Source organism: Micromonospora sp. NPDC049139, from assembly GCF_055586845.1.
This window is the reverse complement of sequence record NZ_JBVJHK010000021.1, coordinates 1-14465: the sequence shown is the minus strand read 5'-3', so window position 1 is coordinate 14465 and position 14465 is coordinate 1. Positions and strand designations below refer to the sequence as shown.

Sequence of the window (14465 nt, the reverse complement as noted above, 5' to 3'; positions counted from 1 at the left end):
GGAGGTAGCCCGTGTCCAAGGAAACCGAGCGGCAGCGCTGGCAGCGCAACTTCGCCGACCTGTTGCAGGAGCTGCGGGTCGCGCAGACCGGCGTGCAGATCCTCTTCGCCTTCCTGCTGACCCTGCCGTTCAGCAACGGGTTCACCAGGACGAGCGGTTTCCAGAAGGACGTCTACATCGTCTCGTTGCTCGCGGCCGCCGCCGCGACCGCGATGATCATTTCCCCGGTGGCGTTCCACCGCGCGCTGTTCCGGCAGGGCCGCAAGCCGGAGCTGGTCCGGTTCGCCCACCGGATGGCCAGCGCCGGCCTCGCCTTCATGCTGATCTCGATGGTCAGCGCGGTGCTGCTGATCACCGACTTCGTGCTGGACCGGGGCGTCGCCCTGCTGCTCAGCGGCGCCACGGCGATCTGGTTCCTCACCTTCTGGGTGTTCCTGCCGTTCGCCCGGCGCAACTGGGGCGAGGACGACATCGACGACGAGGACGACGACCCCCGACACCTACCCGGCGACTGACCCGGGTCGACGAAACTCGATCTTCACCGAACGCTACCCCTGGGTAACACCCGGGGGTAGCGTGCTGTTTGTCGAGCACGTCGACGCAGCCGGACCGAGGTTCGAGGGGGCAGCCGTGACCACGACGCAGAACAGCCGACCCACGCCGGACGGATCCGGCGCCGACCAGCCCGCGGCGAAGGACACCGAAGGCGTGCCGACGGCCGGCGCGGCCGGGCCGCTGCCGAAGGAGGCGGGGCAGGTCTCCGAGAAGGAGGCCCGCCAGGTCGCCGAGGCGGCCCGCGAGTCCTCGTGGGACCGACCCAGCTTCGGCAAGGAACTCTTCCTCGGCCGCCTCCGACTCGACCTGATCGACCCCTGGCCGCGCCCGGACGCGGCGGACGTCGCCCGGGCCGACGAGTTCCTCGGCCGGTTCCGCGAGTTCCTCACCTCCGAGGTGGACGGGGCGGCAATCGAACGGGACGCGTCCATCCCGGACGACGTGTTCCACGGTCTGGCCCGGCTCGGCGCGTTCGGCATGAAGGTCGACCGGTCGTACGGCGGGCTCGGGCTGAGCAACCTGCACTACTGCCGCGCGCTCATGCTGGCCGGCTCGGTCAGCCCGGCGATCGGTGCGCTGCTGTCGGCACACCAGTCCATCGGGGTGCCGCAGCCGCTGAAGATGTTCGGCACCGCCGAGCAGAAGCAGCGCTTCCTGCCCCGCCTCGCCGCCGGCGAGGTGTCCGCGTTCCTGCTCACCGAGCCGGACGTCGGCTCCGACCCGGCCCGGCTGGCCACCACCGCCGAGCCGACCCCCGACGGCACCGGCTACCGGCTCAACGGGGTGAAGCTCTGGGCCACCAACGGCACCGTCGCCACCCTGCTCGTGGTGATGGCCCGGGTCCCCGCCGCCGAGGGGCGGCGTGGCGGGATCACCGCCTTCGTCGTCGAGGGCGACGCCGAGGGCATCACGATCGAGCGGCGCAACGCCTTCATCGGCCTGCGCGGCCTGGAGAACAGCCTCACCCGCTTCCACGACGTCTTCGTGCCGAACGAGAACGTCATCGGCGGCGAGGGCAAGGGCCTGAAGATCGCGCTGACCACCCTGAACACCGGGCGGCTGTCGCTGCCGGCCATGTGTGTGGGCGCCGGCAAGTGGGCGTTGAACGTGGCCCGGGAGTGGGCCGCCGACCGGGTGCAGTGGGGCCGGCCCGTCGGCGAGCACGAGGCGGTGGCCCAGAAGCTCTCCTTCGTCGCCGCGACGACGTACGGCATGGAGACCATGCTCGACCTGTGCTGCCTGCTGGCCGACGACGACCGCAACGACATCCGGATCGAGGCGGCGCTGGTCAAGCTCTACGCCAGCGAGATGGCCTGGAGGATCGCCGACGAGCTGATCCAGATCCGGGGCGGTCGCGGCTACGAGACGGCCGACTCGCTGGCGGCGCGGGGCGAGCGCCCGGCCGCGGTCGAGCAGCTGCTGCGCGACCTGCGGATCAACCGGATCTTCGAGGGCTCGACCGAGATCATGCACCTGCTGATCGCCCGCGAGGCGGTCGACGCGCACCTGTCCGTCGCCGGCGACATCATCGACCCGGACGCCGGGCTCGGCCGCAAGGCGAAGGCCGGCGCGCGGGCCGGCGTCTTCTACGCGAAGTGGCTGCCCACCCTGGCCGTAGGCAAGGGCCAGCGCCCGTCGGCGTACGGCGAGTTCGGCCCGCTCGCCGGCCACCTGCGGCAGGTCGAGCGCGCCTCGCGCAAGCTGGCCCGGTCGACGTTCTACGCGATGTCCCGGTGGCAGGGGAAGATGGAGCGCAAGCAGGCGTTCCTCGGCCGGGTGGTGGACATCGGCGCGGAGCTGTTCGCGATGTCCGCCGTCTGCGTGCGCGCCTACGCCGAGCGGGACACCCGGCCGGAGAACGTCGAGCTGGCCGACCTGTTCTGCCGGCAGGCCCGGGTCCGGGTCGACGCGCTCTTCACCGCCCTGTGGGACAACACCGACTCGGTTGACACGGCCGCCGCGAAGCGGATCCTGGCCGGGCGCTACGCCGGCCTGGAGGAGGGGGTGGTCACCCCGGCCGACGACCTGCCCTGGGTGGCGCGCTGGTCGCCCGGCCCGTCCGCCGCCCCCGACGTCCGCCGCCGCATCCCGCCCTCGGCGTGACACCGGCCCGCCCGGGTGCCGGGCCGGTGTCCGACCAGCCCGGCAGCCGGCGGGTCAGCTCGCGACGGCCCAGGCCAGGATCGCCGCGAGGAGCAGCCCGTTGAGCACGGCCAACCCCAGGTACGCGGCCGGCGGGATCTTGCGGCCCTTGCGGACGAAGTTGACCAGCACGGCGGCGTAGCCGAGCAGCAGGATGGCGATGACGACCAGGAAGTAGAACACCCGACGACCTTAGTGCGGTGTCCACCAACGTTCACCAGGAGTCCGGTGGTGTGTTGTGGATCCTCGCCGTGTGGGCGAGCGACTCCCCACTGGTTGGTGGGGCGGGCCACCGCGGGCCAACTGGGCCCTCGCGCCGCCCGGGTGGGCGGCGGGGGTCACGCCGGGACCGGCCGGCGCCGGGGAGGTGCCGGCCGACTCGACGGTGCGTGACCACCCCGGGCAGCACTACAGGTGATGTGGGGGTGGTGGGTCCGCCGCCCGGGGTGCGGGTGGCGATGCTGGCCGCCGCGACGAGGTCACGGTGGCCCGAGAACTGGCAGTGCAGGCAGGTCAGGGTCCGCCCACGCGGCTTCGGTATCCGGTGGCAGGTGGGGCAGGTGGAGGACGTGCCGCGTTCGTTGACGAGGTGGACGGTGATGCCGGCGAGGGTGGCCTTGTCGGTGAGGATCTGCAGGAGGCGCCCGATCTGCCACTGCCGTAGCCGCAGGTTGTGTCGCCGCCCCGCCGGCAGGTCCAGGACCCCGCGTGGATCACCGACGTGCAACACCCCCACCCGCTGACCGACCGCCCAGCCGACGACGGTGCGGGCGGCCTCGTGTTGGGCCTGTCGCACCCGCCGCCGATGCCGACCCTCCACCACCCGAGTGCGGGCCCGGTACTGGCGCCACCGCCGCGACCCGCGCTGGCCCGGTTTCGGTGCCCGGCGGGCGACGGCATGTTGGCGGGCTTTGGTGTCGGCCAGGTGCATGCGATGCTCGGCGCGGATCGCCCGCCCCGACACCAACAGCGCCTCCCCGCCGGGGCCGGCGACGGCGTACGGGTGGATGATCCCCACGTCCACGCCCGCCACCCTGGCAGGGTCCGGCCCCTCACCCGCTGGATACACCGTGATCGGGACTTCGGCGGTGACGTCGAGGAACAGGCGGCCGCCCTCACACAGCAGGGTGATCGAGCGGACCTGCTCGACCGGATACGGCACCTGACGGGCCAGGCGCACCCACAACCCCGGCGTGCCCTTCGCGGTGGGGATGCGCACGCGGTGGCCGTCGAGGGTGAACGTGCCGTGGTACCAGCGCACCGGCACCAGCCCCCGCCGCCGACGCGGGAACCCCGCCGATGCGTCACCGGCCTTGCGGCGTTTCGCCGCCGCGAACCACGCATCCGAGAACCGCCGCAACACCGACCGCGCCCCGGTCGTGTCCAACTCGGCGAACGTGCCCGGCCCGGACGCCGACAACTCCCGACACAACTCCTGATAGCCCGTCAACGGTGGGGCGTGGTGGCGGCGCCGCCAGGCGTTGACCTCCAACACACACGCCCACACGTCACCAGCCGAGCGCAGCAACCCGAAACACCGCCGCCGCTGCCCAGGCGTCACCCGCACCGCAACACGAGCGGTGCGATACACCACTGGCAGCGCGGCGGGATCCCGACGACGAGGCACGAATCAAAGCCAACACCACCGGTACGACAATCTCACCGCCGACGAACCCTGCGAAGGTTGGTGGACACCGCCTTAGCGGCCGGCCCGCAGGCCGAGTTGGCGCAGCTCCAGTGCGGCGAGCGCGTCGACGGTGGCGTCGTCGCCGCGCCGCCACGCCTCGGCCACGTCGGGCGCGATCCGGGTCAGCCGCCCGAGCGGCTGGGTGGCCAACGCCCGCAGGGCGAGCAGGTCCCGGCCGGCGGGCACGGCGGCCAGCCTGGCCGCCGAGGCGGCCCGGCGCATCCAGCGCACCCGCAGCGGCAGCCAGCCGAAGAGCACCAGGCCGAGCGGGAAGACCAGTACGGCGACGGCCAGCGCGAGGGCGAGCTGGTCGACCAGCTCCTGCTGGTCCCGTCCGGCCTCGGCCAGCGACCGGGCGGCGCCGGCGGCCCGCTCGAACGGCGCGGTCAGCTCGTCGCCCACCAGCGGCACCCGGCCGACCTTGCCGCCCGCCTCGGCCAGGTTGTCAGCCAGGCCGCCGCCGGCCCCCTCCAGCTTTTGGCCGGGTACGGCGAGCTTCTGGACGAGGTCGTGCAGCCACAGCGCGCCGCGGACCGCGCCGTACACCCAGGCGAGGACGAGCAGGTCGGTGATCAACTGTCGGACGGCGGTCGGGAAGCGATCGGCGTAGATCTTCACGCCGGACAGCGTGCCACGCGCGACCGCTCCGGGCATCTGTCGCGGACGGCCGGCACCGCCGTGCCCGTCCGGCCCGCTACGGCTTCTCCCTCGCCCAGTCGACCGCTTCGCGCACGGCCCGGACGGTGCGGATCGCGCACGGTTCCTGGACAGTCTGACCAGCCGCCGGCAGGCCGGGCTGCGCCTGGTGTCCGGCTGACCCGTCGTGGCGGGTCTCAGCGGGCGCAGGCCGGGCAGGTGCCGAAGATCTCCAGGGTGTGGCTGACGTCGGCGTAGCCGTGCTGCGCGGCCACCCGCTCCGCCCAGCTCTCCACCGTCGGCCCGGCCACCTCCACGGTGCGGCCGCAGCTGCGGCAGACCAGGTGGTGGTGGTGCCCCTCGCTGCACCGGCGGTAGAGGTGCTCGCCGCCCGGCGGGCGCATCACGTCGATCTCGCCCGTGTCGGCGAGCCCCTGGAGGGTGCGGTAGACCGTGGTCAGCCCGACCCGCTCGCCGCGCTCGCGCAGCATCGCGTGCAGCTCCTGCGCGCTGTGGAAGCCCTCCATCTCGGCGAGCAGCGCGCTGACCGCCGAGCGCTGCCGGGTGTTGCGGACCGCCGAACCCGTCATGACCCCTCCCCGGCGTGGCTGACCGCGTCGGCCACGATGTGCGCGACGTGCTCGTCGACCAGGGCGTACGCGATCTCGCGCCCCCGTCGCGAGCCGCGCACCACGCCGGCGCCCCGCAGCACCCGCAGGTGCTGGGAGACCAACGGCTGCGCGGCGCCGAGCTTGTCCACCAGCTCGTGCACGCAGCGTTCGCCCTCGGCGAGCTCGCTGACGATGGCCAGCCGGATCGGTGCCGACAGGGCACGCAGCAGCTCGCTCGCCCCCTCGAAGGCATCGTAGCCTGATCCGCTGGTCACCCCGTAACGGTAACCAATCCCATCGGCGTGTCGTTGACCAGGCTCAGCGGAGCACGACCTCGTGCGGCTCGGGCGCGGGCGCGGCGGCCGGGGTGCGCCGCCGGCGCAGCACCCGCCAGGCCGCGCCGAGGAGCGCGACCACCCCGAACGAGGCGATCGCCATCAGCACCACCGACGCGCCGGGAGCGGTGTCGGCGTTCGCCGCCACCCAGACCCCCGAGCCGGCGGCGAAGAGGCCGAGCGCCATCGCCGCCGCCATCGTGCTGCGGAACCCCCGGGTCACCTGCTGCGCGGTGGCCACCGGCACCACCATCAGCGCGCTGATCAGCAGCACGCCGACGGCCCGCATGGCGATCGTCACGGTGACCGCGGTGGCCACCGCGAGCAGCATGTTGAGCGTGCGCACCGGCAGCCCGGAGACCCGGGCGTACTCCTCGTCGTGGCAGACCGCGAACAGGGCCGGGCGCAGGGCCAGCATGGCGACCAGGATCGCCGCGCCGAGCACCGCGATGGTGATCAGGTCCCCCGGCGAGATCGTGGTCAGCGACCCGAACAGGTAGGCGTTGAGGTTGGCGCTCGTGCTGTCGGAGAGCCCGACCAGCATCACGCCGCCGGCGATGCCGCCGTAGAAGAGCAGGGCCAAGGCCAGGTCGCCGGAGGTGCGCCCCCGGGCGCGAACCAGCTCGATGGTGATCGCGCCGACGGTTGCCACGACCACCGCGACGAGCACCGGGGAGCGGTTGAGCAGCAGGCCCGCGCCGACGCCGGTGAGCGCCACGTGCCCGACCCCGTCGCCGATCAGCGCGAGCCGCCGCTGCACCAGGTAGATGCCGAGCGCCGGCGCCGCCAGGCCGATGACCAGCGCGCCGATCAGGGCGCGCTGCATGTAGGGGTACTGGAAGAGTTCCATCTCAGCGGCTCCACAGCCCGGCGGGCTCGTCGGGACCGTGCGGGTGCACGTGGTCGTGGTCGGGCTCCGCGTGGTGGCCGGCGGGTTCGGGCACCACGCCGTCGTGGCAGATCCCACCCTGGTGTACGACGACCGCCCGGCTGATCAGCGGCCGCAGCGGCCCGAGCTCGTGGGCCACCAGCAGCACCGTGCCGCCGCCGCCCACGAAGTCGTGCAGCGCCCCGGCGAACGCCTCCTGGCTGGCCGCGTCCACCCCGGCGGTCGGCTCGTCGAGGACGAGCAGCTCCGGCTGGCCGGCCAGCGCCCGGGCGATCAGGGTGCGCTGCTGCTGCCCGCCGGAGAGCGTGGCGACCGGGTCGCGGGCCCGGTCGGCGAGCCCGACCGCCGCCAGCGCCGCGTCGACGGCGGCCCGGTCGGCGCGCCCGGGCGGGCGCAGGACGCCCCGGCGGGCCAGCCGGCCGGAGGCCACCACCTCACGGACGGTGGCCGGTACGCCGCCGCCGGCACCGAGGCGCTGCGGGACGTACCCGACGCGGTGCCACTGCCGGAACCGGCGCAACGGGCGGTCGAAGAGGGTGACCGACCCGGAGCTGAGCGGCACCAGGCCGAGCACGGCGCGGATCAGGGTGGACTTGCCGGAGCCGTTGGCGCCGAGCACCGCGACCACCTCGCCGGCGGTCACGGTCAGGGAGACGTCACGCAGCACGGGGCGGCCGTCGTAGCCGACCACCCCGTGCGTGACGGTGATGACTGGGGATGTCACGAGCAGCTCAACGCCGTCCTGAGGGTCTGCAGGTTGGTGCGCATCACCGAAAGGTAGTCGCCGCCGTCGGTCGACAGCCCTTCCAGCGGGTCCAGTACCGCGGTCTTCGCGCCGACCTGGTCGGCGATGGTCTGGGCCACCTTCGGGCTCACCAGCGTCTCGAAGAAGATCGTCGTGGCCTTGTGCTCCCGGGCCTCCTCGATCACCTCGGCGAGGCGCTGCGGGGACGGCTCGTTCTCCGGGCTCAGCCCGGTGATGCCGATCTGCTCGAGCTGGTAGCGCTCGGTCAGGTAGCCGAACGCGGTGTGGCTGACCACGATCTCCCGCCGCTGGCAGGTCTTCAGGCCGGCGGTGAAGTCGGCGTCCAGCTTCGCCAGCTCGGTGCGCAGCGTCGCGGCGCGGGCGGTGTAGTCGGCGGCGCGCTCCGGGTCGGCCTGGCCCAGCCGCTCGGCGAGCTTGTCGCCCACCGTGGCCAGGCGGGTCGGGTCGAGCCAGAGGTGCGGGTCCTTGCCGCCGCCCTCCTCCTCGGCGTGGGGCTCCCCGGCGGCCTCGCCCTCGTGCCCGTGGTCGTGGTCGTGCCCGCCGGCCGCCGCGTCGCGCAGCGGCTGCACGGTGGCCACGTCGAACGCGCGCTCCCCGGCGTTCTGCTCGACGGCCTCGTCCACGTTCGGCTGGAAGCCCTTCAGGTAGACGACCAGCTCCGCCTGGCTGACGTCGCCGACCTGCCCCGGGTTGAGCTCCAGGTCGTGCGGCTCGGCCCCGGGCTTGGCCAGGTTGGTCACCTTCACCGCGTCGCCGCCGATCCGCTCGGCGAGGAACTGCAGCGGGTAGAAGGCGGCCACCACGTCGACCCGCTGCGGGTCGGTGCCGGCCGCGTCGTCGGAGCAGGCCGCGACGCCACCGAGGGCGAGCAGGGCGGTGGTGGCGGCGGCCAGGGTGCGCGGGGCGGAGCGGATGTTCATGACATGAACTCTCCGCGACAACGACAATGATTGTCAAAAACGCATGCTTGCATGTCAGAGCAGCTTCACCAGGCCCGCGGTGACCAGCAGGGTGAGCGCCAGCAGCCGGATCACCCGGGTCGGCGCCGTCTGCACCGACCAGGTGGTGACCAGCAGCGCGGCGACGGCCGCGGCGAGCAGCAGGGTGAGCAGCCCGCCCACCACCCCGGGGGTGAAGAACGCGACCAGCGCCAGCACCAGGGTGACCAGGAACACCGTCGTCGGGTTCGCCCGCGCCAACCGGGCCGGCAGGGGGCTCTGCGTACGCTGCATCCCACAGACTCTACGAGGAGGAACCCGTGCTGGTGACGAACCGGTTCGTGGTGGACGTCGATGTCGCCGACGACTTCACCGAGCGGGCGCACGCCGCCCTCGCCGCGCTCGCGGCCCGTCCCGGTTACCTGCGCGGGCAGCTCGTCCGGGCGCTGGACGACCCGCGCCACTGGTGCCTGGTCACCGAGTGGGAGTCCGTCGGCACCTACCGGCGTGCCCTGGGCGGCTTCGACGTCAAGGTCACGGCAGTGCCGCTGCTCGCCGAGTCGGTCGACGAGCCGTCCGCGTACGAGGCGCTCGCCACCGCGGCGCCGGGCGGGGACGTGGTCGTGGCGGCCAGCGATCGGGCCGCTGGTCCGTACCGCTGAGCCCGCGGGCACTAGATTGCTCTCATGACCGCTCCCGGATCGGCGGCACCACCGCCGTACTCTTCGCTGCCCGGCCAGGAGGGGGCGCAGCCGCCCGTCGTGCCCGGCCCGCCGGCGGATCCGGGCGTGCCCGCCCCGCCGCCCGGCCCCGGGGTGGCCCCGCCGTTCGCGGCGCCGCCCACCGAGGGGCGCAACACCCGGCTCTGGCTCGGGCTGGGCGCCGGGGCGCTCGCCGTGCTGCTCTGCTGCGGTGGCGGCGGCGCTGCCGTGGTGGGCCTGGCGGTGACCGGGGTGCAGGCCGTGCGGGAGCAGGGGCGCACCGTCTCCACCGACTACTACCAGGCGCTGGTCGAGCGGAAGTACGGTGCCGCGTACGACCAGCTCTGCGACGACGCGCAGCGGCGCGAGTCGCGGCGGGAGTTCGAGCGCCGGGTCGCCGCCGAGCCGCAGATCGCCGCCTTCCGGGTGGGCGACGTGGACACCACCACCCTGACCGTGCCGGTGGACGTGACCTACACCGGCGGCCGGCAGGACCGGCAGGAGGTCGTCCTGGGGCAGGACCGGCAGACCGGCGGCATGGAGGTGTGCGGGGTCAACTGACCCGCCCCCGGTATTCTCCTGGGCTCGGGCTGGTGCTGGTCGTACCGTTGTCCCGAACTGCTCGTTCCGTCCTTCACCGCGTCCCCGCCGACCGCCAGTCGGCGTAGGAGGAAAAAACATGCCAGCCGACCGTATCGACGCCGTCGTCAGCCTCGCCAAGCGCCGAGGCTTCGTCTTCCCCTCCAGCGAGATCTACGGAGGCACCCGGTCGGCGTGGGACTACGGTCCGCTCGGCGTGGAGCTGAAGGAGAACGTCCGCCGGCAGTGGTGGAAGACCATGGTCCAGCAGCGCGACGACGTGGTCGGCCTCGACTCCGCCGTCATCCTGGCCCGGGACGTCTGGGCCGCCTCCGGCCACCTCGACGCCTTCGTCGACCCGCTGACCGAGTGTCAGTCCTGCCACAAGCGGTTCCGGGCCGACCACCTCGAAGAGGCGTACGAGGCCAAGCACGGCAAGCCGCCGGCCTCGCTGACCGAGCTGAACTGCCCGAACTGCGGCAACAAGGGCACCTTCACCGAGCCGAAGATGTTCAACGGTCTGATGAAGACCTTCCTGGGCCCGGTGGAGAGCGAAGAGGGCATGCACTACCTGCGCCCGGAGACCGCGCAGGGCATCTTCGTCAACTACAAGAACGTCGAGACGGTCGCCCGCAAGAAGCCGCCGTTCGGCATCGCGCAGACCGGCAAGTCGTTCCGCAACGAGATCACCCCGGGCAACTTCATCTTCCGCACCCGCGAGTTCGAGCAGATGGAGATGGAGTTCTTCGTCGAGCCGGGCTCCGACGAGCAGTGGCACGAGTACTGGCTCCAGGAGCGCTGGAACTGGTACCTCGACCTGGGCCTGTCGGAGGCCAACCTGCGCTTCTACGAGCACCCCAAGGAGAAGCTCTCCCACTACTCGAAGCGCACCGTCGACATCGAGTACCGCTTCCAGTTCGGCGGCACGGAGTTCGCGGAGTTGGAGGGCATCGCCAACCGCACCGACTTCGACCTGTCCACGCACAGCAAGCACTCCGGCGTCGACCTGTCCTACTTCGACCAGACGAAGCAGGAGCGCTGGGTGCCGTACGTCATCGAGCCGGCCGCCGGCCTCACCCGGGCGGTGCTGGCCTTCCTGCTCGAGGCGTACGACGAGGACGAGGCGCCGAACACCAAGGGCGGCGTGGACAAGCGCACGGTGATGCGGTTCGACCCGCGGCTGGCCCCGGTCAAGGTGGCGGTGCTGCCGCTGTCGCGCAACGAGGCGCTCTCGCCCAAGGCGAAGGGCCTTGCCGCGGACCTGCGCAAGCGCTGGGTGGTGGAGTTCGACGACTCGCAGGCGATCGGCCGCCGCTACCGTCGCCAGGACGAGATCGGCACGCCGTTCTGCGTGACGGTCGACTTCGACACCCTGGACGACAACGCGGTGACCGTGCGGAACCGGGACACCATGGCCCAGGAGCGCATCTCCCTGGACCAGGTCGAGCGCTACCTGATCGAGCGCCTCCCCGGCTGCTGAGGTGTAAGGAAGGGCCCCTTCTTAACGTTTTCAGTAGAGGAGGGGCCCCTTCCTAACATCCCGGAGCGCTCACCCGTCGTTACCTGGCACGTCAACAGGCTGGACGCGGACCCGGTTCGCGGCGCCGAGGCCGCGCCGGGATTCGTACGCATCCTCCACGGTGCGGCGGACTCGCGCCGGGTCGCGACGGATCTGCGCCGGGGTGAAATGCAGGATCAGGATGCCGTGCCGGCTCAGTTCGTTGTGCCGGTCGAGCGTTCGCGCCCAGTCACCGGGGCTGAAGTGGTACTCCTGCGAGTCGACCTCCAGCGCCACCGCCGAGTCGGCGAGATATCCGTCGGGGGTCGGCAGCGACGTGCCGTTGCCGGCGGTCAGGCGCGGATTCCACCGGATCTCCGGCAACACCGGACTGCTGGTCAGACACTCCCGCAACTCCGCCTCCGGCGCCGACCGGACGCCGTGGACAACCTCGGAGAACGCCTTCCTGACCAGCGCGGTCCGGCTGCGCCGGGCCCGGCCGATCTCCTCGTCCAGCCGGGCGAGATCGGTGAACCCACGCTGCACGGCCTCGGCGACAATCGCGCGTACCGGACGTAGGTGGCGCAGGTCGCGGGCCGCGTCCACGACCGCCCGCGCCGGCGAGCACACCCGGTAGACCGACGCCTGCCGGGCCTTGGCGTCCAGGGCGAGGGCCCGCGCGACCCGGGCGAATCCCGCCGAGCTGCGCCGTGCGTGGTGCGGCACGATCAGGTGTACGTCGTCGGTGCGCGGGCTCTGCCGGAAGCCGTACCAGATCAGCGCGGCGAGCCCCGTGAGCTGTGCCTCCGGCCCGGCGTAGAGCGCCGCCGCGATCCGTCGCTGCTCGTCGGTCAGGGTGCCGGTGACCAGGGCGTACGTGCCGGGCAGCACGCGCTGCCACTGGCTGCGCCGGGTCTGGCGGTACAGGTACATGTCGTCGAAGCCCGCGGCCAGCAGTTGGGCCCGGGTGACGATCTGCTGCTGTCGCTCCGCCGCGTCGGCGAGTTCGGGTGGCTGCTCACGCATGAGGCGCAGCATGGGTGCAGGACGATCCCGTGTCCCGCCCGATCGATCGGTCTGTGGACGGCGCTGCCCGCTGTGGAGAACGCCCGACGTCGCCCCGACTGTGATATGCGTCGTGTTAGCAGGGGACCCCTCCTCTGCACCAGACGATAGGAGGGGGCCCTTCCTTACACTTGTGCGGTGACCGCGCCGATCGTTCCCGCACTGCGCCCGCTGACCCTCGGGCGGCACCAGGTGTGGCCGCCGGTGGTGCTCGCCCCGATGGCGGGCATCACCAACGTCGGCTTCCGGCAACTCTGCCGGGAACAGGGCGGCGGCATCTACGTCTGCGAGATGATCACCACCATCGCGCTGGTGGAGCGGAACCCGAAGACGCTGCGCATGATCGCCTTCGGCGGGAACGAGCGGCCCCGCAGCCTCCAGCTCTACGGCACCGACCCCGAGATCACCGCCGCCGCCGTGCGGATCGTGGTCGAGAAGAACCTCGCCGACCACATCGACCTCAACTTCGGCTGCCCCGTGCCCAAGGTCACCCGCAAGGGCGGCGGATCCGCGCTGCCGTGGCGGCGCCGGCTCTTCGCCCGCCTGGTCAGGGCCGCGGTGGCCGCCGCGTCGCCCGCCGGGGTGCCGGTCACGGTCAAGATGCGCAAGGGCATCGACGACGACCACCTGACGTACGTCGAGGCGGGCCTCGCCGCGCAGGACGCCGGCGTGGCGGCGGTCGCCCTGCACGGGCGTACGGCGGCGCAGCGCTACTCGGGCACCGCCGACTGGGACGCCATCGCCACGCTCAAGCAGGCGCTCGACGTGCCGGTGCTCGGCAACGGCGACATCTGGGAGGCCGACGACGCGCTGCGGATGGTGGCGCACACCGGCGTTGACGGGGTGGTGATCGGCCGGGGCTGCCTGGGTCGCCCGTGGCTCTTCGCCGATCTGGAGGCCGCGTTCAACGGACGCCCCGAGCGCCGGCTGCCCAGCCTGGGCGAGGTCGCGCAGACCATGCGCCGCCACGCCGAGTTGCTGGTCGACCAGTTCACCGCGGGCGCACGCAACCCCGCGCGGGGCGAACGGGACGGCTGCACCGACTTCCGCAAGCACGTCGCCTGGTACCTCAAGGGCTTCCCGGTGGGCAGCGAGCTGCGCCGCGAGCTGGCGATGATCGAGAGCCTGGCCCAGCTCGACGACCTGCTCGGCAAGCTCGACCCGACCGAGCCCTTCCCGGTCGCCACGCTCGGCCAGCCGCGCGGGCGCACGAACTCGCCCGGCAAGGTCTTCCTGCCCAACGGCTGGCTTGCCAGCCGCGACGACGACACCGTGCCCGAGGGCGCCGAGCTGGCCGACTCCGGCGGCTGACCGGACCGGTACGACAAAGCCGCGCGGCTTGCCGGGCTGGTCGGACCAGGTCGCGCGGTTGATCGGGTCGGTCGGACCAGGTCGCGCGGTTGATCGGGTCGGTCGGACCAGGTCGCGCGGTTGATCGGACCGGGCGGAGCAGGGTTGGTCGTGGCTGTGCTGAGTTCTGCTGCTGGTCAGGCACCGCGCTGCCGTGTCTGCCTGGGCGTACAAGGTCCGGCCTGCCGGCCGTGTTCCGCTGTCGAGCTGCCCGCACGGACGGGGCAGTGAAGGGCGCCGGTTGGTCTCATGGACGGGGCAGCTCGACAGCGTTCCACCACCACCCCCGACGTCCGGTGTGCGTTGCTGCGAAGCCGGCGGTGAGGCACCGGTCTGCGGCTGGCAGGGCGGCCGGACGGCGTCGCCCGGCTCGCCTGCGCCGCCCGGCTCGCCTGCGCCGCCCGGCTCGCCTCTGCGGCTGGCAGGGCGGCCGGACGGCGTCGCCCGGCTCGCCTGCGCCGCCCGGCTCGCCTCTGCGGCTGGCAGGGCGGCCGGACGGCGTCGCCCGGCTCGCCTGCGCCGCCCGGCTCGCCTGCGCCGCCCGGCTCGCCTGCGCCGCCCGGCTTGCCTGCGCCGAGGCCGATCGTGCCCGGCGTGCCCGGTACGGAGACGACGACAAGGGCCGGCCCCGTTCGGGGCCGGCCCTTGTCGTTGGTGGTGGTGGGATCAGGCGGCGTAGCCGCGGGTGGCGATCCAGTCGGCGAGGGCCTCGG

The 14465-nt window shown here is 72.8% G+C and carries 16 protein-coding genes; 6 read left to right on the top strand and 10 right to left on the bottom strand.

Annotated elements, in window-relative coordinates; translation table 11 throughout:
• Positions 1–11 precede the first annotated feature (11 nt).
• Both ACZ6Q9_RS28050 and ACZ6Q9_RS28045 read left to right on the top strand, forming a co-directional pair.
• A complete protein-coding gene (locus ACZ6Q9_RS28050) occupies positions 12–515 on the top strand; it encodes a DUF6328 family protein (protein ID WP_350710755.1) in 504 nt (167 codons plus the stop codon).
• 115 nt (positions 516–630) lie between these two features.
• On the top strand, positions 631–2658 hold the full coding sequence (locus tag ACZ6Q9_RS28045) for an acyl-CoA dehydrogenase family protein (RefSeq protein WP_393269404.1): 2028 nt from the start codon (positions 631–633) through the stop codon (positions 2656–2658).
• Between the two features lie 54 nt (positions 2659–2712).
• Here ACZ6Q9_RS28045 and ACZ6Q9_RS28040 read toward each other — a convergent pair whose 3' ends face one another.
• The 9 genes from ACZ6Q9_RS28040 to ACZ6Q9_RS28000 all read right to left on the bottom strand — a co-directional run bounded on the left by ACZ6Q9_RS28040 (position 2713) and on the right by ACZ6Q9_RS28000 (position 8853).
• Positions 2713–2880 carry a hypothetical protein gene (locus tag ACZ6Q9_RS28040; protein WP_357702753.1) on the bottom strand — a complete coding sequence of 56 codons (168 nt, stop codon included), beginning with the start codon at positions 2878–2880 and terminating at the stop codon, positions 2713–2715.
• Positions 2881–2911: 31 nt separating this feature from the next.
• Positions 2912–4258 (bottom strand): RNA-guided endonuclease InsQ/TnpB family protein, encoded by a 1347-nt coding sequence (locus ACZ6Q9_RS28035; protein ID WP_396830372.1) that lies wholly within the window; start codon positions 4256–4258, stop codon positions 2912–2914.
• A gap of 138 nt (positions 4259–4396) precedes the next feature.
• Positions 4397–5002 (bottom strand): hypothetical protein, encoded by a 606-nt coding sequence (locus ACZ6Q9_RS28030; protein ID WP_393269410.1) that lies wholly within the window; start codon positions 5000–5002, stop codon positions 4397–4399.
• Between the two features lie 215 nt (positions 5003–5217).
• Positions 5218–5610, bottom strand: a complete 393-nt coding sequence (locus ACZ6Q9_RS28025; protein WP_393269413.1) for a Fur family transcriptional regulator — start codon at positions 5608–5610, stop codon at positions 5218–5220.
• Entirely contained in the window at positions 5607–5906 is a 300-nt protein-coding gene (locus ACZ6Q9_RS28020) for an ArsR/SmtB family transcription factor (protein WP_350710747.1), read from the bottom strand. Before ACZ6Q9_RS28020 ends, ACZ6Q9_RS28025 begins: the two co-directional genes overlap by 4 nt.
• A gap of 43 nt (positions 5907–5949) precedes the next feature.
• Positions 5950–6816: a metal ABC transporter permease gene (locus ACZ6Q9_RS28015; protein ID WP_393269415.1), complete on the bottom strand. Its 867-nt coding sequence runs from the start codon at positions 6814–6816 to the stop codon at positions 5950–5952.
• Between the two features lies 1 nt (position 6817).
• Positions 6818–7579, bottom strand: a complete 762-nt coding sequence (locus ACZ6Q9_RS28010) for a metal ABC transporter ATP-binding protein (RefSeq protein WP_393269418.1) — start codon at positions 7577–7579, stop codon at positions 6818–6820.
• The gene (locus ACZ6Q9_RS28005; RefSeq protein WP_393269420.1) at positions 7576–8541 is read right to left on the bottom strand and encodes a metal ABC transporter substrate-binding protein; all 966 of its coding nucleotides are present in this window, start codon (positions 8539–8541) and stop codon (positions 7576–7578) included. The genes ACZ6Q9_RS28010 and ACZ6Q9_RS28005 overlap by 4 nt, the downstream gene beginning before the upstream one ends.
• A 54-nt stretch (positions 8542–8595) precedes the next feature.
• Positions 8596–8853, bottom strand: a complete 258-nt coding sequence (locus tag ACZ6Q9_RS28000; protein WP_393269423.1) for a hypothetical protein — start codon at positions 8851–8853, stop codon at positions 8596–8598.
• Between the two features lie 26 nt (positions 8854–8879).
• Here ACZ6Q9_RS28000 and ACZ6Q9_RS27995 point away from each other — a divergent pair, with 26 nt between their 5' ends.
• The 3 genes from ACZ6Q9_RS27995 (at position 8880) to ACZ6Q9_RS27985 (ending at position 11319) form a co-directional block, all read left to right on the top strand.
• Complete coding sequence (locus ACZ6Q9_RS27995; RefSeq protein WP_350710738.1) at positions 8880–9221, top strand: antibiotic biosynthesis monooxygenase family protein; 342 nt, start codon at positions 8880–8882, stop codon at positions 9219–9221.
• Between the two features lie 126 nt (positions 9222–9347).
• Positions 9348–9821 (top strand): Rv0361 family membrane protein, encoded by a 474-nt coding sequence (locus ACZ6Q9_RS27990; protein WP_393460927.1) that lies wholly within the window; start codon positions 9348–9350, stop codon positions 9819–9821.
• Positions 9822–9939: 118 nt separating this feature from the next.
• Positions 9940–11319, top strand: a complete 1380-nt coding sequence (locus ACZ6Q9_RS27985) for a glycine--tRNA ligase (RefSeq protein WP_393269426.1) — start codon at positions 9940–9942, stop codon at positions 11317–11319.
• Between the two features lie 69 nt (positions 11320–11388).
• Here the strand turns inward: ACZ6Q9_RS27985 and ACZ6Q9_RS27980 are convergent, their stop codons facing one another.
• Positions 11389–12363: a type IV toxin-antitoxin system AbiEi family antitoxin domain-containing protein gene (locus ACZ6Q9_RS27980; protein WP_393460902.1), complete on the bottom strand. Its 975-nt coding sequence runs from the start codon at positions 12361–12363 to the stop codon at positions 11389–11391.
• A 177-nt stretch (positions 12364–12540) separates the two neighbouring features.
• On the opposite strand from ACZ6Q9_RS27980, the gene dusB reads away from it, so the two are divergent.
• Positions 12541–13713, top strand: a complete 1173-nt coding sequence (gene dusB / locus ACZ6Q9_RS27975; protein ID WP_396830330.1) for a tRNA dihydrouridine synthase DusB — start codon at positions 12541–12543, stop codon at positions 13711–13713.
• Positions 13714–14465: the final 752 nt, after the last annotated feature.

Excerpts from the sequence above, each read along its gene's own strand:
- ACZ6Q9_RS28005 (WP_393269420.1), bottom strand. The coding sequence starts at position 8,541 with ATGAACATCCGCTCCGCCCCGCGCACCCTGGCCGCCGCCACCACCGCC.
- ACZ6Q9_RS28025 (WP_393269413.1), bottom strand. The coding sequence starts at position 5,610 with ATGACGGGTTCGGCGGTCCGCAACACCCGGCAGCGCTCGGCGGTCAGC.
- ACZ6Q9_RS28015 (WP_393269415.1), bottom strand. The coding sequence starts at position 6,816 with ATGGAACTCTTCCAGTACCCCTACATGCAGCGCGCCCTGATCGGCGCG.
- ACZ6Q9_RS27985 (WP_393269426.1), top strand. The coding sequence starts at position 9,940 with ATGCCAGCCGACCGTATCGACGCCGTCGTCAGCCTCGCCAAGCGCCGA.
- ACZ6Q9_RS27980 (WP_393460902.1), bottom strand. The coding sequence starts at position 12,363 with ATGCGTGAGCAGCCACCCGAACTCGCCGACGCGGCGGAGCGACAGCAG.
- ACZ6Q9_RS28000 (WP_393269423.1), bottom strand. The coding sequence starts at position 8,853 with ATGCAGCGTACGCAGAGCCCCCTGCCGGCCCGGTTGGCGCGGGCGAAC.